This is a genomic window from Arthrobacter sp. 2MCAF14 (genome assembly GCF_052115645.1).
Taxonomy (GTDB): Bacteria; Actinomycetota; Actinomycetes; order Actinomycetales; family Micrococcaceae; genus Arthrobacter.
Genome location: NZ_JBFRHB010000005.1, coordinates 42,093 through 63,530 on the forward strand (window position 1 = coordinate 42,093; position 21,438 = coordinate 63,530).

The 21,438-nt window shown below is 65.1% G+C and carries 23 protein-coding genes; 5 read left to right on the forward strand and 18 right to left on the reverse strand.

The genetic code is table 11. The features are described from left to right. The first annotated feature begins 1 nt into the window (after position 1). Both AB4074_RS05760 and AB4074_RS05765 read left to right on the forward strand, forming a co-directional pair. A complete protein-coding gene (locus AB4074_RS05760; protein WP_441412500.1) occupies positions 2-784 on the forward strand; it encodes a carbon-nitrogen hydrolase family protein in 783 nt (260 codons plus the stop codon). Positions 785-866: 82 nt separating this feature from the next. Continuing rightward, positions 867-2,318, forward strand: coding sequence for a purine-cytosine permease family protein (locus AB4074_RS05765; RefSeq protein WP_441412501.1), 1,452 nt, complete (start codon positions 867-869; stop codon positions 2,316-2,318). An 18-nt stretch (positions 2,319-2,336) separates the two neighbouring features. On the opposite strand, the gene AB4074_RS05770 is transcribed toward AB4074_RS05765, so the two are convergent. The 3 genes from AB4074_RS05770 to AB4074_RS05780 all read right to left on the reverse strand — a co-directional run bounded on the left by AB4074_RS05770 (position 2,337) and on the right by AB4074_RS05780 (position 5,692). After that, the gene (locus AB4074_RS05770) at positions 2,337-3,911 is read right to left on the reverse strand and encodes an arylsulfotransferase family protein (RefSeq protein WP_441412502.1); all 1,575 of its coding nucleotides are present in this window, start codon (positions 3,909-3,911) and stop codon (positions 2,337-2,339) included. Between the two features lie 208 nt (positions 3,912-4,119). Beyond that, a complete protein-coding gene (locus AB4074_RS05775) occupies positions 4,120-4,533 on the reverse strand; it encodes a (R)-mandelonitrile lyase (protein WP_441412503.1) in 414 nt (137 codons plus the stop codon). Between the two features lie 94 nt (positions 4,534-4,627). Then, positions 4,628-5,692, reverse strand: a complete 1,065-nt coding sequence (locus tag AB4074_RS05780; RefSeq protein WP_441412504.1) for an NAD(P)-dependent alcohol dehydrogenase — start codon at positions 5,690-5,692, stop codon at positions 4,628-4,630. A gap of 101 nt (positions 5,693-5,793) precedes the next feature. On the opposite strand from AB4074_RS05780, the gene AB4074_RS05785 reads away from it, so the two are divergent. From AB4074_RS05785 to AB4074_RS05795, 3 genes are all read left to right on the forward strand, one after another. Next, on the forward strand, positions 5,794-6,462 hold the full coding sequence (locus AB4074_RS05785) for a TetR/AcrR family transcriptional regulator (protein ID WP_441412505.1): 669 nt from the start codon (positions 5,794-5,796) through the stop codon (positions 6,460-6,462). A gap of 7 nt (positions 6,463-6,469) precedes the next feature. After that, positions 6,470-7,717 (forward strand): FAD-dependent oxidoreductase, encoded by a 1,248-nt coding sequence (locus tag AB4074_RS05790; protein WP_441412506.1) that lies wholly within the window; start codon positions 6,470-6,472, stop codon positions 7,715-7,717. A 149-nt stretch (positions 7,718-7,866) separates the two neighbouring features. Then, positions 7,867-9,090: a S53 family peptidase gene (locus tag AB4074_RS05795; RefSeq protein ID WP_441412507.1), complete on the forward strand. Its 1,224-nt coding sequence runs from the start codon at positions 7,867-7,869 to the stop codon at positions 9,088-9,090. A 200-nt stretch (positions 9,091-9,290) separates the two neighbouring features. On the opposite strand, the gene AB4074_RS05800 is transcribed toward AB4074_RS05795, so the two are convergent. The 15 genes from AB4074_RS05800 to fliD all read right to left on the reverse strand — a co-directional run bounded on the left by AB4074_RS05800 (position 9,291) and on the right by fliD (position 21,366). Then, positions 9,291-10,463 (reverse strand): flagellar hook protein FlgE, encoded by a 1,173-nt coding sequence (locus tag AB4074_RS05800; RefSeq protein WP_441412508.1) that lies wholly within the window; start codon positions 10,461-10,463, stop codon positions 9,291-9,293. Positions 10,464-10,500: 37 nt separating this feature from the next. Further along, positions 10,501-10,950 carry a flagellar hook assembly protein FlgD gene (locus tag AB4074_RS05805; RefSeq protein ID WP_441412509.1) on the reverse strand — a complete coding sequence of 150 codons (450 nt, stop codon included), beginning with the start codon at positions 10,948-10,950 and terminating at the stop codon, positions 10,501-10,503. A 16-nt stretch (positions 10,951-10,966) separates the two neighbouring features. Beyond that, positions 10,967-12,301 carry a flagellar hook-length control protein FliK gene (locus tag AB4074_RS05810; RefSeq protein ID WP_441412510.1) on the reverse strand — a complete coding sequence of 445 codons (1,335 nt, stop codon included), beginning with the start codon at positions 12,299-12,301 and terminating at the stop codon, positions 10,967-10,969. A 98-nt stretch (positions 12,302-12,399) separates the two neighbouring features. Beyond that, positions 12,400-13,038: a C40 family peptidase gene (locus AB4074_RS05815; protein ID WP_441412511.1), complete on the reverse strand. Its 639-nt coding sequence runs from the start codon at positions 13,036-13,038 to the stop codon at positions 12,400-12,402. Then, a complete protein-coding gene (locus AB4074_RS05820; protein ID WP_441412512.1) occupies positions 13,035-13,460 on the reverse strand; it encodes a flagellar FliJ family protein in 426 nt (141 codons plus the stop codon). Before AB4074_RS05820 ends, AB4074_RS05815 begins: the two co-directional genes overlap by 4 nt. Beyond that, entirely contained in the window at positions 13,457-14,788 is a 1,332-nt protein-coding gene (locus AB4074_RS05825) for a FliI/YscN family ATPase (RefSeq protein ID WP_441412513.1), read from the reverse strand. The genes AB4074_RS05820 and AB4074_RS05825 overlap by 4 nt, the downstream gene beginning before the upstream one ends. Continuing rightward, positions 14,785-15,399, reverse strand: a complete 615-nt coding sequence (locus AB4074_RS05830; protein ID WP_441412514.1) for a FliH/SctL family protein — start codon at positions 15,397-15,399, stop codon at positions 14,785-14,787. Before AB4074_RS05830 ends, AB4074_RS05825 begins: the two co-directional genes overlap by 4 nt. Then, positions 15,389-16,417: a flagellar motor switch protein FliG gene (fliG, locus tag AB4074_RS05835; protein WP_441412515.1), complete on the reverse strand. Its 1,029-nt coding sequence runs from the start codon at positions 16,415-16,417 to the stop codon at positions 15,389-15,391. Before fliG ends, AB4074_RS05830 begins: the two co-directional genes overlap by 11 nt. Then, complete coding sequence (gene fliF, locus AB4074_RS05840) at positions 16,414-18,048, reverse strand: flagellar basal-body MS-ring/collar protein FliF (protein WP_441412516.1); 1,635 nt, start codon at positions 18,046-18,048, stop codon at positions 16,414-16,416. Before fliF ends, fliG begins: the two co-directional genes overlap by 4 nt. Further along, positions 18,048-18,386: a flagellar hook-basal body complex protein FliE gene (fliE, locus tag AB4074_RS05845; protein WP_441412517.1), complete on the reverse strand. Its 339-nt coding sequence runs from the start codon at positions 18,384-18,386 to the stop codon at positions 18,048-18,050. Before fliE ends, fliF begins: the two co-directional genes overlap by 1 nt. Further along, on the reverse strand, positions 18,386-18,778 hold the full coding sequence (locus AB4074_RS05850; protein ID WP_236815521.1) for a flagellar basal body rod protein FlgC: 393 nt from the start codon (positions 18,776-18,778) through the stop codon (positions 18,386-18,388). Before AB4074_RS05850 ends, fliE begins: the two co-directional genes overlap by 1 nt. Next, positions 18,778-19,119 carry a flagellar basal body rod protein FlgB gene (locus AB4074_RS05855; RefSeq protein WP_441412518.1) on the reverse strand — a complete coding sequence of 114 codons (342 nt, stop codon included), beginning with the start codon at positions 19,117-19,119 and terminating at the stop codon, positions 18,778-18,780. The genes AB4074_RS05850 and AB4074_RS05855 overlap by 1 nt, the downstream gene beginning before the upstream one ends. Positions 19,120-19,253: 134 nt before the next feature. Next, on the reverse strand, positions 19,254-19,544 hold the full coding sequence (locus AB4074_RS05860) for a hypothetical protein (protein WP_441412519.1): 291 nt from the start codon (positions 19,542-19,544) through the stop codon (positions 19,254-19,256). Beyond that, complete coding sequence (gene fliS / locus AB4074_RS05865; RefSeq protein WP_441412520.1) at positions 19,534-19,974, reverse strand: flagellar export chaperone FliS; 441 nt, start codon at positions 19,972-19,974, stop codon at positions 19,534-19,536. Before fliS ends, AB4074_RS05860 begins: the two co-directional genes overlap by 11 nt. Positions 19,975-19,986: 12 nt before the next feature. Next, on the reverse strand, positions 19,987-21,366 hold the full coding sequence (gene fliD / locus AB4074_RS05870; RefSeq protein WP_441412521.1) for a flagellar filament capping protein FliD: 1,380 nt from the start codon (positions 21,364-21,366) through the stop codon (positions 19,987-19,989). Positions 21,367-21,438 lie beyond the last annotated feature (72 nt).

Sequence of the window (21,438 nt, forward strand, 5' to 3'; positions counted from 1 at the left end):
CATGCGCATCACCCTGGCCCAGATCGATTCCGGCACTGACGTCCGCCGTAACCTCGACCTCATGGCGGATTACTGTGCACGGGCCGCCCGCGAGGGCTCTGACCTCATTGTGTTCCCGGAGTACTCGACGTATGAGAAAAGCCGGGTGGACCGGAGCTTCGTGGACATGGCCGAACCCCTTGACGGCCCGGTGGCTGCCAAGCTCCAGGCGACGGCTGCACGTTACGGGATCGCCGTCGTCGCGGGCCTCCTGGAAGCATCCGGTGAGCGGAATCGGGCCTTCAACACCTTGGTGGCCATCGATCCGGACGCTTCGCGCCTTGCCAGCTACCGGAAGATCCACCTCTTTGACTGCCAAGGATTCCGCGAATCGGATTACATCAAAGCCGCGCCTGAGCCCGTGCCTGTCACCTTTTCCTGCGGCGGCATGACTTTCGGGTTGATGACCTGCTACGACCTGCGCTTCCCCGAGTTGGTGCGCATCCTGGCCGATGCCGGGGCCGAGGTGCTCCTCGTCTGCTCGTCTTGGGTCCCAGGCACTGCAAAGACCGAGCAATGGGCCACGCTGGCCAAGGCCCGGGCAATAGAGAACGGCGTGTACGTGGCGGCGGTCTCCCAGACTCCGCCGGTGTCCATCGGCTACAGCATGCTCATTGATCCCCTCGGGACTGTCCTGCATATGCTCGGCACGGAGCCGGCCACCGCGACGCTGGACCTTTCACCGGATGCCGTCCGGGCAGCCCGGGACCAGTTCCCCACCTGGCGGCACCACCGGCTCGTCTAGGAATCTCGCGACCTCTTCTAGGCCGCCCAACTCTGTGCTAAACCAAAGTCAAGATGCACCCACGCATCGAAGGAGAAACGCCATGAGCACTACGACGGACAAAGGATCGGGCCGCGGACTGGAGGTCCGGTCGATTGACTACGTTCCGCTGAACGAGCGGCACGGCAAAGTCTCACACATCGGGCCGTTGTGGTTCGTCAGCAACGCCCAGATCGCCACTCTGGCCGTAGGGTTGATCAGCATCACCACCGGCGGCAACCTGATCTGGTCGCTGCTCGCGATCGCCATCGGGGTGCTCGTCGGCACGCTGTTCATGGCCGCGCACTCTTCGCAGGGCCCCCAACTCGGCCTGCCACAAATGATCCAGTCCCGGCCGCAATTCGGCTACATCGGCGCCCTGTTGGTTTGGCTCTTCGCCTACCTCCAGTACGCGGGCTTCAACATCTTCAACACCATCCTGGCCGGCCAAGCCATCCAGGAATCGGTCAACGTCGGGTCCCAAAACCTGTGGTTCTGGGTAGTCACCATTATTGCCGTCGTCATCGCTTTGTTCGGCTACGACCTCATCCACGCCTTTGAGCGCTACCTGACCTACCTGACCATCATCATGCTCGCGCTGCTCACCATTGCAGCCGTAAAGCTGGCCATTCCCGCCGGCGCATACAACCTGGCCGACTTCCATCTGGTGCCGTTCCTGGGCCAGCTGGGGGTCGCTGCCGGATACCAGATTTCCTGGGCCATCTACGTCTCGGACTACTCCCGCTACCTACCGCCGTCCAGCGGACGGGGCACCTTCCGGTGGACGTTCTGGGGCAGTGCCCTCGGCGGTATTTGGGTGATGTTCCTCGGCGCCTACATTGGCGCCGCAGCCGGGGAAAACTTCGAAACCATCGGCTCAATCAAATCCACGGCCGACCAGCTCTTCGGCGGATTCGGTGGCATCGCCTTGTTCGTCGCCGCCTTGGGCTTGCTTTCCGTGACTGCCCTGAACATGTACGGCGGTTCGCTCACCCTCATATCGTCCATCGACAGCGTGCGACAGATCCGGCCGACCCTGAGGCTCCGGATCATCACGATCTCCATCACCGCTCTCATTTCCGTGGTCCTGGCGAACCTTGCTTCGTCCGACTTCCTGGCCAACTTCAACGACTTCCTGCTGCTGGTGCTGTACTTCTTCATTCCGTGGACGGCGGTCAACCTCACTGACTACTTCATCGTCCGCAAGGGCCACTACGCCATCGCAGAGATCTTCAAGCCGGACGGGATCTACGGACGCTGGGGCTGGCCTGGCATTATCTCCTACCTCGTCGGCTTTGTGCTGATGATCCCCTTCTTCTCCGCCGGTAAGCTCTTCGTCGGGTTCATAGCCCACGCCCTTGACGGCGCCGATATCTCGCTGTTTATTGGACTCCCCGTCTCCGCTGGGCTGTACTGGCTGATGACCCGGCGTATCGACGTCGAGGCAGAGACCCGCTTGGCCAAGGCAGAGGCCGAGGCCTTGGAGGCGGCCGCGCACGAACACATCCTGCCGTAGCTCCGTTCTCGACGGAGGTCAGGCAGTGGCAATGACCGTGGACGTCGCCAGAACGTTGCCGGACTTGTCCAAAGCCTCGACGGCGGCCCTCGGCGCGGCCGCCACCGCCGTCGACGTTTCAAAGCCCCGACGCGGAACCGTCACCGCTTCGGACATGGACCCGGGACCGGTTCCGGTGAGGAACCTCCACTTGGCAACCTCGGTTGCGCCGTTCCAGCTGGTGTAGAGCTGCATTGTGGACCCGTTGCCGGGCACCGCGGCCAGGTCGGGGACGGTGTCCGGCCGGCCTGTCCACGGCGAGCGGTAGGTGCGGTAAGAGGCATCGCCCAGTCCGGTCGCCTCGAATACCGCTTTCCCATCGGGAGTGAATTCTGTGGCCGCGGGGTCCGCTCCCCAGCCCACCAGGACATGCCCGCTATCAAGGAACTGCAGGTTCCCTTCGGCGTCGCCCCGGTGGCCGCCCCGGCTGAACTCCTGCTTGACGACGGCGGTGCGCGCCTTTTCGTCGACGGCGAGGAGCAGCCCCCGGGATGTCCCGGTGGTGCCTTGGTTGTAATGGTTGTCGAACATGCTGATGATGCCGTTGGGCCGGCGTCGAACATCATGCTGCCAAGCGAAGACGGATTCCGGAGTCATCGAGAAGTCGCTGCGCTTCCCGCCCAGGCGCCAACGGATCTTTCCGTCCGAACGGCCAATCAAGTAGGCGGTGTGCGTGTGGCGGGATGAAACGAGGAGCGCGTCCCCGCTCTCGTCCACGGAATTGAGGTGGAAAGGATCGAACGCTTTCGTGGCGTCGGAACCGTCGGCCTTGGGGTTGTCGGACGGGCGCAGATAGGACTCAGTCAGGTCAATGTGGTCCGAGGCCGTCCAGTCGAAGAGGACCTTGGCGGAACGGATGTTGATTTCCTGGACGTGGCAGTCAAACATGTAGCCCTGCGCGGGTCCACCCACCGACGTCAGGTCGTGCCGGACGGTCGGGTAGGAGATCATCAACGCCGTCCCGGCGGGGGTAATGGTGAACTCGTGCAGATCCGCTTGCAGCCCGTTGCCCGTGTTGACTTCGGCCACGGTGCGGTAGTGGACGTCCTTGATGACGCCCTTTCCTGCACCATGGCCACCCGTTCCAATTCCAGTCCAATAAGTCAGTACTGCTTGGCCTTCGAAGGCTTGCACGCGAAGGTCCGTCACGCCGGAACCTGTGGGTTCCATCCATATCGGTTCTCCGTGGTTGTCCATGATCAGCCCGTTGGTGCCGTGGCCCATCGGTCCCACGAACAGGAGGCCTGCGCCCGTCGGCCCGGTAGCCCAACTGGCAACGCGGGCAGCGGTCAAAGCAGTTGAAACGAAGCTGCGGATCGCAGGGGCGGAAGCCGTGCCGCTCGCCGACGGCGAGGGTGACGCCACCGGCGTCGGAGAAGCTGCGCTGACCGGGGCCGTTCCCCCGGGCAACACGCCTGCCTTGGCGATCCCGAGTCCGGCTAGCAATCCGGCCCCTGCCATTCCCGCCCCGCTTAGGAACCTACGCCGGCTCACCCCGAAGCGGGATTCGCGGTGTTCCCGTTCGCCACTCCCAGACTCCGTATGCTGCTCCACCCCCTCAGGATAGAACCGGAACACAGTGCGGGAACCGGACAAAAGCTGCAAGTTTGCTGTAAGAGGGCGGGGCGGGAACTCGGTGTGTGGTGCGGGCCGTCCCGGCGTCACGCGGAGCAGGTTTTTGTTGCCACTCATCGGCCGCGAGCTGAAGATTCCGGGGTTTAGGCGGAGTCGCAGTGCCAAGAAGTTGCCTCGCGTGACGCGTTCAACTCTGGCTGGCTTTGGCGTGCGCGGCCTCGTAGTCCTGGTCGCTGACGGGTTCAAGCCACGTGGCGCTCTCCCCGTTGTCGTGCTCCACCAAAGCAAGGTGGCACATCATGTTGTCTTGGGTGGCGCCGTGCCAGTGTTCCTCGCCGGGCGGCGTGTGGACCGTGTCTCCTGCGCGCATGAGGATCACACTCCCGTCCCGGCTAGCAACGAATCCGACCCCGTCGGTGCAGTGCAGGGTCTGGCCAAGGGGGTGGGAATGCCAGTTCGTACGGGCGCCGGGGGTGAAGCGGACTATCGCCGCCACGAGACGCGAGGGGGCCTCGCCGTTGTGGAGGGAGTTGAGGTAGACATCTCCCGTGAACCTCTCCGTTGGGGCTTTGGTCGTGGGGGTAGGGGGTACGAGCTTCATCGTGTTCCTTTCGCTAAACGGGACTGATTCAAGAAAACCAGTCCCCGCGTCCGCGTGGGAGTGCCTGTTATACCAGGTACTGCCAGTGCCTGTTTCAGAAGCCTTGGGCTTCTTGGATGGTGATGGCGATTTTCCCCCGCACTTTGCCGGCGTCGAAATAGCGCATGGCGTCCGGAACCTGCTCCAACGGATAGCTGCGGTCGACAGTCGGGGTGAGGGTTCCGCCGTCGATGAGCCCGGCAAGATATTCGAGGTCTGCAGCGCCTTGCGTCGCCATGACCATGGCGAACCGCTGACTGATGAACGGAGACAGCGCCAGGGCCCTGAATTGCCGGTCGATACTACCCGTCCAGGAGCCGCCTTCTTCGCCGCCGGTGATAACGGCCGTGCCGGTAGGGGTGAGAGCCCGGCGGAGGCGAGCCAGCGCGGGGTTTCCGGCGATATCCAGGATCAGATCATAGTGTTCAGTGCCGTCGGCGAAGTCCTGCTTGGTGTAGTCGAGGACGTGGTCGGCGCCGAGCGAGCGCACCAGGTCCATTTTGGCTGTACTGCAAACGCCGGTGACCTCGGCCCCGGCTGCTTTGGCGAGCTGAACAGCGTAACTGCCTACTCCGCCCGAGGCGCCAAGGATCAGCACCTTCTGTCCCGGCGCTACCTGGCCCGCGGCGCGAAGAGCCTGCAGCGCAGTGCAAGCGGAAACCGGGACCACGGAGGCCTGTTCGAAACTGATGTTCGCCGGTTTGAGCGCGAGCTGGCTTTCGCGGGCCGTCGCGTATTCGGCAAAAGTGCCCTTCCCGACCCCGAAGACGGGGTCCCCGACGGCGAACCGGGTCACTGCTGCTCCGACCGCCATGACCGTGCCGGCAAGGTCCAGCCCGGGGACAGGGTTTTTCGGGGCGCGGATGCCGAAGGCCAGGCGTAGCGTGTAGGGCAGGCCCCGGGTCACATGCCAGGTCCCCCGGTCCAGGCCTGCAGCATGGACCCGAACCAGCACCTCGTTTTCGGCAATCTTCGGTTTGGGGATCTGCGCAATGTGCAGGACGTCGGCGGAGCCGTAAGCCTCCTGCACGATGGCCCGCATCGTGCAGGACGCATACGGCTGCGCCGCGGGCGAGCCGCCCAAAATCGGAGTCTCCGCAGCATGCTGACCAGCGGTCATGGCCGTTCCTTTCCAGTCAATGGGGTGCATAGCTTTTCGTACGCCGTACTAAAAGAGGTTATCGTACAATGTACTAAACCGCTAGAGTCCAAGGAGTCCCGATGCCGGACACTGCACAGCCCCTCCCCCGGCGGCGCCTTCCGCTGAGCCGCGAAAGGGTGCTCGGCTGCGCTGTGGATCTCGCCGACGAGTCCGGAATCGCAGCGCTGACCATCCGCTCGCTCGCCCAAAGCATGGGAACCAAGCCCATGTCGCTCTACTACTACGTGGCCAATAAGGATGAGATTCTGGATGGCATCGTGGACATGGTCTTCAGCGAAATCGAACTTCCCTCCCCTGCGGGCGACTGGCGGGAGGAAATGTACCGACGGGCCCACGCGGTGCGCAGCGCGCTCAAACGCCATCCCTGGGCGGTCGGGCTGCTGGAAAGCCGTTCATCCCCGGGCGAAGCCAACCTGCGCCACCACGAAGCGACGCTGGCGACTTTGAGGGCAGCAGGCTTTTCCGTTCAGATGACAGCCCATGCCTACGCCCTGCTCGACAGTTACATCTACGGATTCGCGCTACAGGAAGCCGCCCTGCCTTTTGACGGCCGGGACACCGCCGCTGAGATCACAGCGCCGATCGTTGAACGCTTTTCGACCGGGCAATACCCCCACATGATGGAGCTCGCCACTGAACACGTCCTCAAGCCCGGCTACGATTTCGGGGACGAATTCGACTTCGGGCTAAACCTCATCCTCGACGGCCTCAGCCGGTCGATGAGGTGAGCTAGAGATGCCCGGCGAATCCGAAACCACACCCGGTCCCGGACCGCGTTCTTGGGACACGCGCTGTTGTGTGGTCGGCGGTGGGCCGGCCGGCATGATGCTTGGCTATCTGCTGGCCCGCGCCGGAGTCGAGGTGACAGTGCTGGAGAAGCACGCCGACTTCTTCCGTGACTTCCGGGGCGACACCATCCATCCGGCGACCACCGACGTACTGGCCGAACTGGGTTTATTGGAAGAGTTTCTGCGCCTGCCGCACACAGAGATACCGGAACTACGTCTCGGCATTGACGGACAGACCTTCGGGCTAGTGGACTTCCGGCGCCTGCCCACCCGGTGCAAGTTCATGGCGTTCATGCCGCAGTGGGACTTCCTGAACTTTCTGGCCAGCCAGGCCAGGCAATACCCCGCCTTCCGACTGGAAATGAGTACCGAAGCAACCGGCTTGCTCCGCCGCGGCGAGCAGGTGATCGGCGTACGGGCGCGCACGCCCCAAGGCGATGTGGAGATCCGCGCGGATCTCACGGTCGCGTGCGACGGCCGGTTCTCCGTGATCCGGGAACACACGGACCTGCCTATTCGGGAGTTCGCGATGCCGATCGACGTGCTGTGGTTCCGCGTGCCACGCAGCCAGGATGCGCCGCCGACCCTGGGCTACCTCGGCGGCGGCCAGATCGTGCTCGCCATCGACCGCGGCGACTACTGGCAGTGCGGCACGATCATCGGGAAAGGAACACTCACGCAGGTTCAGGCCGCGGGTCTGGCCGCTTTCCGAGAGCGGGCGGCACATGCCGCACCATTCCTGGCCTCCGGTCTGGCCGCGCTGACCGACTGGGACCAGATCAAGCTGCTCTCGGTGCGCTCCAACCGGCTGCGCCGCTGGTACCAGCCCGGCCTGTTGTGCATCGGCGACGCCGCGCACGCCATGTCACCGGCCGGCGCCGCCGGGGTGAATTACGCCATCGCCGATGCCGTCGCCACGGCCAATCTCCTCGTAGTACCACTGCGCACGGGCACCATCGCCGGCGCCGACCTCCAGCGACTGCAACGACGACGCGAACCCGCGGTACGTCTCGCACAAGCCTTGCAGCGACAGCAGACCCGCCAACTCGCTCGCCTCGCCCAAACAAACCCACCCATCCAACTCATGCGGCTCATCAGCCACATGCCACCGATCAAACGCCTCCTGGGCCGCATCGTCGGCCTCGGCTTCCGCCGCGAACACATCCACAGCCCTCATCACGCGAACCACCGGTAATCCAACCGTGGATCCCCGTTCCGCGGAGACCTATGAAACCACGGGGGTGGATGTGACGTGGGTGACAAGAGTGGTGATTGGTGCGAAGCTTGTCGCGCCGAGTTGACTGTTCTGTCAAGTCGGATCTTGTTGATCCTCAGGGAGGTTTCGTGAAGAAGATTCTTAGCGTTTCCGGGACGTTGTTGCTATTGCTGAGTGCGGTCTCAGCCACGGCGCCGGCGGCAGTTGCCCAACCATCTCCGTCCGCCAATTGGCATGCGCAGCGTGTCTGCGGCGATGTCCCGAGCGGCATTGCGTCGTGTTTTGCCCTCAAATACGTCGATGATTCAGCGGCCAAGGCGCTGGCGCAAGGAGGACAAGCCAAGCCCGCTTCGAGCACGCCGCCCGCCACTGGCAAGACCCCTGCGGATATACAGAGCGCCTACAACATCACAGGCCTGAAGTCCGGCGGCCGAACCGTCGCAATCGTAGATGCGTATGGGTATCCGAACCTTGAACGCGATCTCGGCGTTTACCGCTCACAGTTCGGCCTTCCGGCATGCACGGTCAGCAACGGCTGCCTCACCATCAAGGACCAAAACGGCGGCAGCAAGCTTCCCAGGTTCAATTCCGGATGGGCCGACGAAACCGCCCTCGACGTCGACGCCGTCTCGGCAGCGTGCCCGGACTGCAAGATCCTCGTGGTTCAGGCGACAACAGCCAGCATCAGCGATCTTGGTACAGCCGTGGCAACGGCCGCCAAACAACCAGGCGTCGCTGCGATCTCCAACAGCTACGGCGGCGGAGATTCCGCAGACTCCAGCTACGGCGCGTACTACAACCACCCCGGCATCGCCGTGACAGCGTCAACCGGTGACAACGGGTACTCCGGCTCGTCCTACCCCGCTTCCTCGAGTTACGTCACCGCAGTCGGCGGCACATCGTTGGTCAAGAACACCAGTACCCGCGGATGGGGCGAGTCCGCCTGGTCCGGCTCGGGATCCGGATGCTCAAGTGTCAATGCCGCGTTGCCGGCTGCTGCCACCTTCGGCACGGCGTGCGGCAAGCGCGCCTCGGCAGACGTCGCCGCCGTCGCAGATCCGCAGACCGGATTGGCAGTGTATGCGCCGAGTAGCAGTACCAGCTCGTCATGGGCACAGTATGGAGGCACGAGCCTGTCCTCACCCCTGATCGCTGCCATGTATGCGCTTTCCGGAGACTCCGGCGGCTCCGCAGCGCTGGCCAACTCTCTCCCGTACACAAACTCCGGGAAATTCAATGACGTCGCCTCGGGTTCAACGGGCACGTGCTCCACGAGCCCGTGGTGCCTTTCCGGCACCGGATGGGACGGACCCACGGGCGTCGGCACTCCGAACGGGGTCGGCGGACTCTAAAAACGCAGTAATTGCCTGAAGGGTGGCCGGCGTCCAAGGATGCCGGCCACTCTTGTGTCTGTGAACGGGCAGCGTCACGCCGAGCAGACTTTCAGCGCCCCCAACAGACGGCAAGCCCGGGATTCCGGGGTTCCGGAGGCGTCGCAGCGCCAAAAAAGTGCGTGGCGTGACGCGACCCGGGTTCGGCGCAGCCCGGAATGCTAGTGCTTCAGGTTCGTCAGCTCCTGCAGGACCTCATCCGACGTCGTGATGATGCGGGCGTTCGCCTGGAAGCCGCGCTGGGCCACGATCAGGTTGGTGAATTCCTGGGAGAGGTCCACATTGGACATTTCGAGGGCTCCAGCAGTCAAGGTACCGAGTCCGGCGTCGCCCGGTGCTCCCAACTGGGCCGTGCCGGAGTTGGCGGTGGCCACGTATGTCGAGCTACCGGATTTCTCGAGGCCGCCGGGGTTGGTGAAGCGGGCAAGGGCCACGCGTGCCAGAACCTGTTTGCTGCCGTTGCTGAACGAGCCGATGAGTGAGCCGTCGCCGCCGAGGGTGAAGGACTCCAGTTTGCCTGCCTCGGATCCGTTCTGGCTGCCGACCGTGAGTGTGCTCATGGCGGCGAAGCCGGTAACAGTGGACATGTCCACCGTGATACCGCCGACGGTCATGGCACCGCCCGAGGTCAGCGCACCGTTCGTGAACGTGAGCGTCGAGTTGCCCGTGGCGCCGTTGGAGTCTGCCCCGGCCACATCCCAGCCGCCCGCAGCGCGGCTGAACGTCAGGGTCAGGCTGCGCGCGGCGCCGTCGGCGTCGTAGACCTTGACCTGGCGCTCGACGCTGGTCCCGACGGCCGCATCGGACGGGAGGTTGCCGTCCAGCGACGCCTTGGTGGTGGCAACGGCGGCCGACGTCGTATTGGGCGAGAGGGCGATCGGGCCAACGGGGCCTCCCAAGTTCACGGCCCCGTTTGCGGCGGACCAGCCCTGCAGGATGCCTCCGTCGGGGCTCACGAGACGGCCCGCCGCGTCCATGTCGAAGGCGCCGGCGCGGGTGTAGAGCTGCTGGCCGGCCTTGCTGGTGACGAAGAAGCCGTCGCCGGAGATCATCATGTCAGTGGCTCGACCGGTGTTCTGCGATGAACCCTGGCTGAAGTTGGTGCTGACTCCCGCCACGCGCACCCCGAGGCCGATCTGTGCGGGGTTGGTGCCACCGGTTTCGGCCTGCGGGGCGCCGGCGCCCTGGGTCATCTGCGAGAGCGTGTCCTGGAACTGGGTGGAGGAAGCCTTGAAGCCGGCCGTATTCACGTTGGCGATGTTGTTTCCCGTGACGTCCAGCATGGCCTGGTGGGCACGGAGGCCAGAGATTCCGGAGTACAGCGAACGAAGCATGGTGTTGCCTTTCTTCGGGTGGTTCAGGGGAGGAGAGTCAGGCGGTGGGCGAAGCGGTGGGCGAATTGGCGGCCGTCATCCCGCTGATGGAGTCGAGCGGAACGTTCACTCCTCCGACCGCCACAGTGGGGGTTCCGGCCGCAAAGGAAACCGAGCTCGCGACGCCCGATCCCTTTGTCCCGTCCGCGAGCGCGTAGCTGACGTTGTGCCCGATGATTTGTGCCGCGGCGCTGCGCATCTGGAGCGAAAAACTCTCCTTGGCGTCTGCGGTGAGTTCCGTCATTTTCTCCATCATGGACAGCTGGACGGTCTGGCTCATCATCTGGTTCGTGTCCATGGGGGCGCTCGGGTCCTGGTTTTTCAGCTGTGTCACCAGCAGGGACATGAACATGCTCGAGTCCATGGTCTGCGCGGGCTTGGCCGCGGTGGCTCCAGCCGTGGTTCCGGGCTGGACTCCGCTGCTTGCCGCGATGGCTTGGATGGTCACTATTGGCTCTCCTTCATCAAACGAGAATGTCCAGGCTGCTGGTAATACTTCGGGGAGGTACAACGGCGGTCCGCGCCAGGCGAAGCGACTCGCCGTCGCTGCCCCGTGGGAAAGCAGGGCTTTCCGCCGGGCGCCGGTCCCGGGGGTCCGAGCCGCCCGCACCGGAATCGGCCGGAGCGTTGTGCTCGGACAGGTCGAGGCTGGCACCGAAGCCCGATTCCCCGAGTCCGCGCCGCAGTTCCGGCAGGATGCTGCGCACTGCCTCACGGCCGGCTTCTCCGGGGGCGAACAATTCGATCCGAACCCAAGCGCCCTCGATATGCGCCCGGACAGTCAGTGGACCGAGGTCCTCCGGCGACAGCTTCAAGGTCATCACGTGCGCGCCGGGCGCCGCGGATGCAAGCGAGAACAGCGGCACGGACACTTGGGGCAGCAGCTTCGCCGGGTCCGCCAAGGGCGTGGGCGTTGCGATGCCAGGAGGGGCTGCAGAAGGGGCTCGCTGGAGGGGCGACGCTGGCTGCACCAGCACCGGAATTCCGGCGTGAATCCCCGCGGGAAGCCCAGATGCCGGGGCGGCCGGGCCGTCCTGCCCGAGGACCCGCTGCGGGTCCTGTTGCACGGCGGGTTTCCCGGTGGGAAGGACGACGGCGGTCCCGGACTCGCGCGGCTGCGCTGCGGTCACGTTGACCGCTGGTTCGAGGCCAACGGGCAGCTTGCTGGTGGGCCGGGTGCCCGGCAGGGCGGAGGGCAGTGGGCTGGCGGGCACGGTGCCAGCCGGCTGTGGGCTGGCGGGCAGAGCGGAGGCCGGCTGCGGGCTAGTGGGAGGTGAGCTATTGGGAAGTGGGCTGGCCGGGAACGGACCAGCTTGGGTGGGGCTTTGACCAAGGCTCCCGAGTGGCAGCGCTGCCGGCACAGCATCGCCTACCCCCGATCCAGCCGGCGTCGCGTGAGTGCTGCCCGCAGGCATCCCAACGACGAGACTTGCTGTTTCCGAGATGCCTGCAATCGTTTTGGCCGGGGCCGTACCGTCAACGACACCGTCTTTGACCGGCACAGCGATGCCCGGCCGGCTCGCCTGCGGAGCTGCGGTTCCGACTGCTACTCCGGCGGCCGCAAGTCCACCCGCAACAGCGGCGACACCTGCAAGAGCAGCCGCATCAACCGCACCAGGCGAACCAGGCGAACCAGGCGTATCAACCGTGTCCTTGGCGACCTTCGACCCTTCTGGTTTGGCGACCGAGGCGACCGTCCCGGGACCGCCGTTGGCAGGCTTTCCCTGAGCGCCGCCGTCGGGCGCTTGCTGTGCGGTCCCGTCCGAGGTCTTCGCGTCGGATGCCAACACGCCGCTCATCACGGCATCAAAACCGGCGGCAGCGCCAGACTGCGGTAAGGGCGCAGAGCCGGCAATTACCGGACGCGGGCCAGCCGCACCGGCTGAAGGCAACTGCATCATGAGCCTCCCGCGGGGACAATGCGGCGGATGGCGGTCAAGTTGGACTGCTGCTCCCATGCATCGCGGATCTGGATGGTCTGGCCGGGGACGGGTGCGTCGATCGCTTTGCCGTTGCCGAGGTAGATGGAGATGTGTTCGCCGCCGAAACTGACCAGCAGGTCACCGGGCTTGGCCTGCGCCAGGGAGGCCACGGGAGTGCCTTGCCGCATCTGGTCGCTGACGACGCGTGGCAGCTCAACGCCGAGATCCTTGAAGACGCGCTGCACAAAGCCGGAGCAATCCATGCCCACCGCCGGGTTCGTGCCGCCCCAGACGTAGGGGACGCCCACGTATTTCTTAGCGTCAGCCACCACGGCGTCGCCCGTGACAGCGCCGGTAGCAGTGCCCGTACCAGCACCCGAAAGCGCGCCCACGCCCAAAGATGAAGCGAGCTGGCTCACGTCCGGCGTCGTCGAGCCCCCGACGGCGGAGCTCAACGCTTGCGCGAAGGACGCCGCGTCCGTGGAAGAGGCCGTTCCCGCGTCTGTGGAAGCGGTGGCGACCGCGGCAGTGGCCTGCGGACGGACCCCCTGGCTCAGTTGCTGCAACATCGATTCGATGCTCTGGATGCGCCCGATGGCCTCGGTCATGCTCATGAGGTGGCCTTCCGGTGCCACGCGGAGGACGCAATCTCGTCCAGCACGCTTTGTTCGGCGTGCAGCGCGAAAGCCTCGAAGGCGGCGCCGTGGCGGGTTTCGAGCTTCTCGAGTCCTACCGCACGGCGTTTGGCTTCGGTGTATTCCGCGCGGGCTTCTGCGGCTTCAGCCTCCGCACTGGCGGCCAAGGCGTCAAGCTCAGCCAACATGCTTTGCGAGGATGCGCGGGAGGCCGCGATGGCCAGGAGCGACGCGGAGCTGCCGGCATCTCCGGCAGACTCGGCCAGTTCCTCGCGGGCCGTAGCCCGGCGGGATCGCAAGGATGCGCCTCGGGAGTTGGCGCGGGCCAGTCCACTCGCTGCGGCGTCCTGCTGTGTCTGGCGCAGGCGCAGTAGCCCGGCCAGGGAGAATTGACGGTTCACGCGGCTCCTTCGAGGCTTGTTGAGAGCCGGAAGAGTTCCGGCCAGGACTCGCTGTAGGGGGTGGATTCGTCCATGCTTTGCTGCAGGAACCCGTTGATGGCGGCTTCGTGGTCCAGGGCTGCGTCGACCAACGGATTACTGCCACGGTGGTAAGCGCCGACGTCGATCAGGTCCTGGGCGCCGCGCCGCGCGGCGAGGACCCTGCGCAAGGACGCCGCGAGCGCCGTGCGATCGGCGGAATTGACCTTGGAGGCCACGCGGGACACCGAACCAAGGACGTCCACCGAGGGAAAATGCCCCGTGACGGCGAGCTTCCTGTCCAGGACTACGTGTCCGTCAAGGATCGAGCGGGCGGCGTCGGCAATCGGTTCGTTGTGGTCGTCGCCGTCCACCAGCACCGTGTAGATGCCGGTCACGGATCCGGTTTCGGCGGTACCTGCGCGTTCCAGGAGCCGGGCCAACACGGAAAAGGTCGACGGCGGGTAGCCGCGGGTAGCGGGCGGCTCACCGGCGGACAGGCCTATTTCGCGCTGGGCCATGGCCACGCGGGTAAGCGAATCCATCATGAGCACCACGTCCTGGCCAGCCTCGCGGAACGATTCGGCAATCCGGGTGGCCGTGACCGCGGCACGCAGGCGCATGAGGGCTGGCTCATCGGACGTGGCAACAACCACCACGGAACGGGCCAGGCCTTCGGGGCCAAGATCGTCCTCCAGGAACTCGCGCACTTCTCGTCCGCGCTCCCCCACCAAGGCAATCACGGACACTTGGGCATCCGTTCCGCGGGCAATCATGGACAGCAGCGAGGACTTCCCGACGCCCGAGCCGGCGAACAACCCCATGCGCTGCCCGCGGCCAAGAGTGGCCATGGTGTCCAGGACGCGGACCCCGGTCTGGAGCGGGGTGTCCACCCGGGCGCGGTGCATCGCCGACGGGGCTTCGTTGTCCAGAGGGACCATGGGGCTTGCGGGCAACGGGCCTTTGCCGTCGATCGGACGCCCGAGCCCATCCAGTACCCGCCCGAAGAGGCCACGGCCGGTGGGGACCAAGATCGGAGCGCCCTTGGAGCGTGCCGGGTCTCCCGCGGCCACCCCGGTCAGCCGTCCCAGCGGCATGCAGCGCACGGCACCACTGACCGAGGCGACCACTTCGGCGTCGAGCCCGGGTGCCTCGCCAACGGTCACGAGATCGCCCACCGCACAGTCCAACCCGGAGACCTCCAGGCCAAGGCCGAGCACGGACGTCACGGTACCTACGCGCTGCGGTGCCGCGGCGGCGAGGGCTGCGCGGAAACGGCCCGGGTGCGGCCGGAAGTCCGTGTGGTTCATGAGTCGTTCCCCAGCAGGGCTGCCTTGGCCCTGTCCACAGCGGTGCCAAGCCGGGCGTCGAGCCAGCCGTGCGGATATTCCGCAATCGCATCGCCGGGATTCAGTGCGGGATCGGCCTTGAGTTCGACGCCGGCCACGTTCCCGACGTCGACGGCGGCCAGCGCGGCAAGGTCCACCGGGTGGAGGCGCACCGCAGTCACGGTTTCCACTCCGGACACGGCGCCAAGGGCACGGGCCAACGCGGCGCGGGCAGTGTTCCCTCCGTGCTTGAGTTCGTAGCCCAGGACGGCTTCGGTAAGCTCGATCGCGCTGGCCGCCAACACGTCCTGCGCTTCCTCCAATACAGCGCCGCGGCGCTCCCGGGACGCGGCGGTAGCCGCTTCGAGTACGCGGACAGCTTGCGCGACAGCCAGGCGTCCGGCGTCGAGCATCGCGCGGTGTTCGGCGTGGAACTGTTCGCTGAGACGGCGCTGTTCCGCAGCTGCAGCCTGGATCCCGGCGGCGTAACCTGCCGCGTGCCCCTGGGTGAACCCCCGGTCCTCCTTGCACGACCTCGCAGCCGGCTGGATGTCCGGAAAGACCACCCTCTGGAGTTCAGCCTCAGTAGACATAGTCGTCTTCTTCGCCGCGCCGGACAACGATGGCGCCTTCGGCTTCGAGTTCACGGATGGAACGGACAATCTCTGCCCGGGCCTCTTCAACCTGGGAGGCGCGCACGGGCCCGGCGGAAGCCATTTCGGCTTCCAGGATTTCGAGGTTGCGGCCGGACACGTTGGTGCGTACAGCCTCGAGCACCACGGCAGGGGCACCCTTCATGGCGACAGCGAGCACTTCGGCATTGACGCCACGCAGGATCTGCTGGATGTCGCGGCGTTCCAATTTCACGATATCCACGAAGGTCAGCATCCGGGCGCGCACTTCCGTGGCCAGCTCCGGATCGAGCGTTTCCAAGCCTTCCAGCACGGAGCGTTCGGTGTTGATGTCCGAGCGGTTGATGATGTCTACGAGGGGCTGGATGCCGCCGACGATCTCGCTCGACTTCCGTTGCGACATGACCGCCCCGGCGCGAACTTTCAGGGTTTCGGCCACGATGCCCACGGCCTCCGGCGAAGCCATTCCCATCGTGGCGATGCAACGGGCCACCTCGCTCCGCTGCACGTCGCCCAGTCCGGCCATGACCGCGGAAGCCTTCCCCGGCCGCAAATGCGCCAGGATCAGGGCAATGGTCTGCGGCATCTCGCCGTCGATGAGGGCCAGCAGCTGTCCGGAATCCATCATTTCCAGGAATTCGAACGACTTCCCGGCCATGGTCGAGGCGAGGCGGTCCATGAAACCGGCCGCTTTGTCCGCACCGAAGGACGCTTCCAGGAGCCCGACGGCGAATTCCTGGCCGCCGCGGGCCGTGCGGCGGCCGCTGACCGCAAGGTCGTGGAACTCGGTCATGACGTGGTCCGCCACGGTTGAGGAGACGCGGCGCAAGCGGACGATCTCGGCGGCGATGTCCTCGGCCTCGGATTCGGAGAATTGGGTCATGACGGAGGCCGCACTGGCCGGGCTCATCTGCATCAGCACCACGGCCACCTTCTGGGCACCGCTCAACCCGCTTACGTCCAACTCCCCGGCCCTCATACGGACTGCCTTTCATCCATGAGTCCGCGCAGGTAGTCGGCGGTCCGGGCCGGGTTCTCGGCAACCATGGCCTCAATCTGGGCCCGACGCCGCTCGCCGTCGAGAGCCTCGGCGCCTGGTATCGGCAAGCCGGACATCGGTAAGGCCGGAACGGGATGCACAGGCGGCAGTTCGATCGCCGACGTGGCAGGCGGCCCTTCGAGCGCCGGCGTGGAGACGCCTTGCGGCAGCATCTCGTAGTCAAGGCGTTCGCCAAGGTCAACCGGTTCGCGTCGCTGCCTGCGCCGCAGGAGGATCAGCACAAGCACGATCAGCGCTACAACTGCCAGCAGGATGCTGCCCGCCAGGATGAGCGTGTTCATCAAATCCGACTGTTGCTTGGCATCGGCTTGCGCTTTGGCCGCGCCCAATGCCTGGGCCGCCGCGTCTGCGGCCGAGGTACTGAACGGCAGCACTTCAACCGTCACCACGTCGCCGCGGGTAGGATCGACGCCCGCCGCGGAAGTAACGAGAGCCTTGACCGAGTTGACGTTGAGTCCGGCCGCAGCCGACTGGTTGATCGCCACTGAGATGGTCTGGCGTTTCACGGCGCCTTGCGGAATGGTGCGGTCTTCCGTGACCTTGTTGACGGCGTTGTTCTTGGTGGTGTCGCTGGAGTCGAACGTTCCGTTGCCGTTGGTGCCGCCCGGCACGGCGATGTTGTCCGGGCCAAGGACACCGGAGGCGCCGCCGCCGGACCCCGTGTACTTCTCGGTCTTGGTGGTCTCGCTGAGCGGAGCGGCATCCTTGGCCGTGGAGAACGTCTCGCTGCGCTGCTGCGCGGACTCGGCGGTCACGTCGGCCGCGACGGCGACGGTGGCGTTGCCCGGTCCCACTACCCGGTCCAGCACGGCCTTCACCGAATCGGAGGTGCGCTGTTGGTAGTCGGCGGCTTGCTTGGACGAGGAACCCGTGGCTCCCCCACCCACCGTGGAGAGGACGTTGCCTTGGGAATCCACCACGGTCACGTTGGTCGGCTTCAGGTTTTCTATCGCGGCGGACGTCAAGTGCACGATCGCCTGGACCTTATCGGCAGACAGGGTGGTGCCTGGCTGCGTTTCCACGAACACGGATGCAGTGGCGTCGGGAGCCTTGTCCACGAAAACTGTCTTGGCCGGAATGGCCAACTGCACGGCCGCTGTCTTCACGCCGTCCATGGCCTGGATGGTGGTGGCGAGTTCGCCCTCGAGCGCACGCTTGTAAGTCACGGACTGCTGGAACTCGGACGAGGTTACCCCGAGCTTGTCGAGCAGCGAATAGCCCGTGGCCGCGGCCGCAGGAAGGCCCGCCGCGGCGGCTTTCAGCCGTTCGTCGTTAACCTTGTCATCGGGAACCAGGATGGTGGAACCGCCATTGCTGAGCTCATACGGGACATTGTCCTTGCGCAGCTGCTCCACGATTCCGTTGGCATCCGTGTCCTTCAAACCGGAGAACAGCGGCGAGTAGGACGGCTTGCCCAACCATGCTGACAATGCCACTCCGCCGAGCACCAGGACGGCGATGCCGATGATGGCGATGGTGCGCTGCCCGGCGGTGAACCCCTTGAATCCATCGCCCATCTTGCGGAAGAAGGCGGCAATCTGTGGAGGCATCAGGCCTGCATCCTCATGATCTCGTTGAACGCGTCAACACCCTTGTTCCGCACCGTGGAGACAAGCTCGATGGTGATCTGGGCGCGGGTGGCAGCGATTGTCGCCTTGTGGATGTCGTCAAGGTTGCCCGTCACCGCAGACACTGCGAGCTGGTTCGACGTCGATTGCAGGGACTGGAGGTTGTCCACGGCACCGGTCAGCGCGGTCGCAAAGCCATTGCCGTCCGATGTTCCGGTGGCTCCGCTTATGTTGTTTGTGCCTAGGTAGCCGGTGCCGGTGACGCCCTGCACCGAAAGTCCTCCGCCACCTTGAATTGCGCCGATCGGGTCCAAAGCCATCAGGATTTTCCTATCTCAAGCGCTGCCTGGTAAGTCTCACGGGCACGGTCGACCACTTGGGCGTTGGCCTGGTAGCCGCGTTGCGCCACAATCAGGGCACCCATCTGTTCGGCGAGGTCGATGTCCGGGTAACGGACGTAGCCTTGGGCATCGGCAAGCGGATGGTCCGGTTGATACACGAGCCTGCCAGTTGCGCTGCCCTGAGGGGTGCTCTTGACGTACACGCCGTTTCCGTTGCTGCCCTCGGCGGCCTCAATGTAGCGGGCTTGGAACGCCTTGCCGCTGGTGCGCGTGGCGGTATTCATGTTGGCCAGGTTGTCGGAAACGGCGTCGAGCCATTTGCGGTGGACAGTGAGTGCGGAGCCGGCGATCCCGATCGCGTCGAAAGTCATCAGCTGGTCCTCATGGCCGTGCGGAGGGCGGTGAATTGCTCGCCTATGGCCCGGGAGGCGAACTGGTAGCGCAAGACGGTGTCCACGTTCGAGAGGGTCTCGGTGTCCAGGTTCACGTTGTTGCCGTTGAGCTGGGTGGGTTCCTGGGAGGCGGTGACGGTCGGCGCGGTCTGCCCATCTCCGGCGCTCACCGAGGCCGCAAGGGCGTCTTCGAACTGGACCCTTTTGGCGTGGTAGTTCGGCGTGTTGATGTTGGCGATGTTGTTGGCGATGGTGCGCTGGCGCAATGAGAGCCCGTCCAGGGCGCTACCAAGGGCAACAGAAGTCACTGACTCGAACACGACGGCCTGCCTTCGCGAATAGTTTGAAGACGCCGATCCGTGGCCGTGCATCGAGCATCCCTGCTCAACTTCCACCATCGGCAACCGCGGGCCATCCGTTAGCCGATGAGGGGAATGTTTTCGATACTTTCTCGTCAGCCCTGCACGTCGAGAAACAGCGGGCGCGCCGAACTTTGGCTGTCCGGGACGGTGCTGAGGGCGTCCAAGTGGGTGAGTGCATCGTTGCGGACCTTGCCGAGCATGGCCATGGACTCCTGCTGCGCGTCCAGGATCCGGCGTGCCCGGTCCGCCAGCTCTTCAGGAAGTGGTCCGGCGTTCGCAGGCGGATTCCATGGCTCAGCCTCGCCGCCGGAGACGGCCACGGCGATGTTTGCTTCAAGCCGATCCAGGATTTCGGACCATTCCTGGACCGGATCAGCCGACACCAAGAGTGCCGTTCGTCCTTGCCATGCCGGATACCGCGGCCTGGACCGGCAGTTGCGAGGCGGCGTCGTGCCAGCCTTGCCGCAGCGGCTCCAGCAGCGCGATGCATTCCTTGGTCCGGTTGACGTCGCGGTAGATGTTGGCCCCGATCATGGCTTCCATCGCGTACTGATAGATGCTCAGCAGCCCAGGCGCGCCATCCCACACATCGGTCTTCAGGGTAGAGGACAGCTCCGTGACGATCGACTGGGCATGCAGCAGGTTTTCGCTTGCGACACCCCAGTTGGCATTCTCCTGGGCGAACTGGGCGCGGTTCAGGTCCAGGAGCAGCCGGTCATACAGCATCGTGAGAAGCCTGGCCGGCGGGGCCGAAAGGACGGCGTCGTCGTTGTACCGGGAAAGCTGGCTGGCGCGGAGGGCTGTGGAGGTCATGCTTTACGCTCCTTACTTCGTCGAGCTCGAAAGGCCGGCAATCTGGCCTGTGAGCCATGATTGCTGGGCGTTGAGTTGGCCAAGGGCCACTTCCATGGCGTTGTACGTGGTTTGCAGGGTCTGCCGCCTGGTGGCCAAGCGCTGGTCCCAATCGGAGATCTGGCTGCCCAGGTCAGCCACTTCGGATTGTTGCCCCTTGATCAGGGCGGTCACCGAACCAGTGAACGGATCGGTAGCGCTGGTGGCCGCGTCGGACACCCGGGACGCAATGGTCTGGAGCGCTGCCTGCGTCCCGGCCGGATCCGAAGCCAGGGACGATTGGAGCTTGGCCGCGTCAAAAGTGAAGTTTCCATCCCGGGTGACGTTGATTCCGTATTCGGAGGGGGACTTCCCGTTCACGGGCATCGACATGGCTGAGAAGACCTGATCGTTGACCGAGCGGACACTGCTGTTGCCGCTGAAGATCCCGCCGCTGGCCACTGACGCGCCATTAGCGTTCGTCGTCTGGGTCACCGCGCTGTATATGGACACGAAGCCGAGGACGTCATTGACCGCGTTCACCAAATCCCCGGCCTTTTTGGTGATGCCTGCGGAGTCGCTCGCAATGTTCACGGTCACCGGTCCGGCAGTGACGGCGGAGGCCGTCACTGATACGCCGGGAAGCAGATCGGTGAAGGTGTTGGTTCCGGACGTGATTGTCTGTGCTGCCGGAGTGCCTGCGTACATGGTCGCTTTGGCGTCCTGGGCGGCCTTGACGACGGCGGCGGAGGGGTCAGCCATTAGGTCGCTCGCGGTGCCCGCGCTTACCTGTGCTGCCGTGCCCTGGTAGACGCTGAAGGCTCCAGCCGCGCCTGACGTGGCTGCGGTCAGTTGAAGGCGATAGGTTCCGTTGCCTGCCGGGACCTTCACGGCACGGGCCGGGCCGGATGCCGCGTTGATCGCCGTCACGACGTCGTCAAGAGAGGTGGATGCCGGCGTGATCTCGGTCTGTTTCCCCGCGGAGTCGACGAGCGTCAGGTGTGCGGGTGCACCTGATCCGTCGGTGGGCCAGCTGCTCATTGCGGCAGTGACGTCCACTTGGCTCTGGGCAAGCTGGGTGACGGTGACGTCGATGGAGCCCGCCGTCGCGGAGGTGGTCGCCGTCGCAGTGATCGACGGCGCACTCGTGGTGGCGGTGAACAAGTTCAAGGCGTTCACGGCCGAGTCGCCGCTCGCGAGGTCCTTCAGCGATGACAACTTCGAGTTGAGCGACTGAAGCGTCGAAATCATTGTCTGGTCTGACGCAAGCTTCGTCTTCAGTTGTGTCTGCGGTTGCGCTTCCACCGCCATGAGCGAATCAATGATGGAGGTGGTGTTCAAGCCGCTGGCGAGGCCGTCGATCGAGCTTGCCACGTTCGGTCCTTCCGGAGGTATTGGTTTTGTCGGCGGGATCGGGACGCGAATGGCGGCCAGGGGTGTGCTCCC

Excerpts from the sequence above, each read along its gene's own strand:
- AB4074_RS05790 (WP_441412506.1), top strand. The coding sequence starts at position 6,470 with ATGCCCGGCGAATCCGAAACCACACCCGGTCCCGGACCGCGTTCTTGG.
- AB4074_RS05780 (WP_441412504.1), bottom strand. The coding sequence starts at position 5,692 with ATGACCGCTGGTCAGCATGCTGCGGAGACTCCGATTTTGGGCGGCTCG.
- AB4074_RS05800 (WP_441412508.1), bottom strand. The coding sequence starts at position 10,463 with ATGCTTCGTTCGCTGTACTCCGGAATCTCTGGCCTCCGTGCCCACCAG.
- fliG (WP_441412515.1), bottom strand. The coding sequence starts at position 16,417 with ATGAGGGCCGGGGAGTTGGACGTAAGCGGGTTGAGCGGTGCCCAGAAG.
- fliS (WP_441412520.1), bottom strand. The coding sequence starts at position 19,974 with ATGACCTCCACAGCCCTCCGCGCCAGCCAGCTTTCCCGGTACAACGAC.
- AB4074_RS05775 (WP_441412503.1), bottom strand. The coding sequence starts at position 4,533 with ATGAAGCTCGTACCCCCTACCCCCACGACCAAAGCCCCAACGGAGAGG.
- fliF (WP_441412516.1), bottom strand. The coding sequence starts at position 18,048 with ATGCCTCCACAGATTGCCGCCTTCTTCCGCAAGATGGGCGATGGATTC.
- AB4074_RS05850 (WP_236815521.1), bottom strand. The coding sequence starts at position 18,778 with ATGACTTTCGACGCGATCGGGATCGCCGGCTCCGCACTCACTGTCCAC.
- AB4074_RS05765 (WP_441412501.1), top strand. The coding sequence starts at position 867 with ATGAGCACTACGACGGACAAAGGATCGGGCCGCGGACTGGAGGTCCGG.
- fliE (WP_441412517.1), bottom strand. The coding sequence starts at position 18,386 with ATGGCTTTGGACCCGATCGGCGCAATTCAAGGTGGCGGAGGACTTTCG.
- AB4074_RS05810 (WP_441412510.1), bottom strand. The coding sequence starts at position 12,301 with ATGAGCGGCGTGTTGGCATCCGACGCGAAGACCTCGGACGGGACCGCA.
- AB4074_RS05785 (WP_441412505.1), top strand. The coding sequence starts at position 5,794 with ATGCCGGACACTGCACAGCCCCTCCCCCGGCGGCGCCTTCCGCTGAGC.
- AB4074_RS05760 (WP_441412500.1), top strand. The coding sequence starts at position 2 with ATGCGCATCACCCTGGCCCAGATCGATTCCGGCACTGACGTCCGCCGT.
- AB4074_RS05825 (WP_441412513.1), bottom strand. The coding sequence starts at position 14,788 with ATGAACCACACGGACTTCCGGCCGCACCCGGGCCGTTTCCGCGCAGCC.
- AB4074_RS05815 (WP_441412511.1), bottom strand. The coding sequence starts at position 13,038 with ATGAGCATGACCGAGGCCATCGGGCGCATCCAGAGCATCGAATCGATG.
- AB4074_RS05830 (WP_441412514.1), bottom strand. The coding sequence starts at position 15,399 with ATGTCTACTGAGGCTGAACTCCAGAGGGTGGTCTTTCCGGACATCCAG.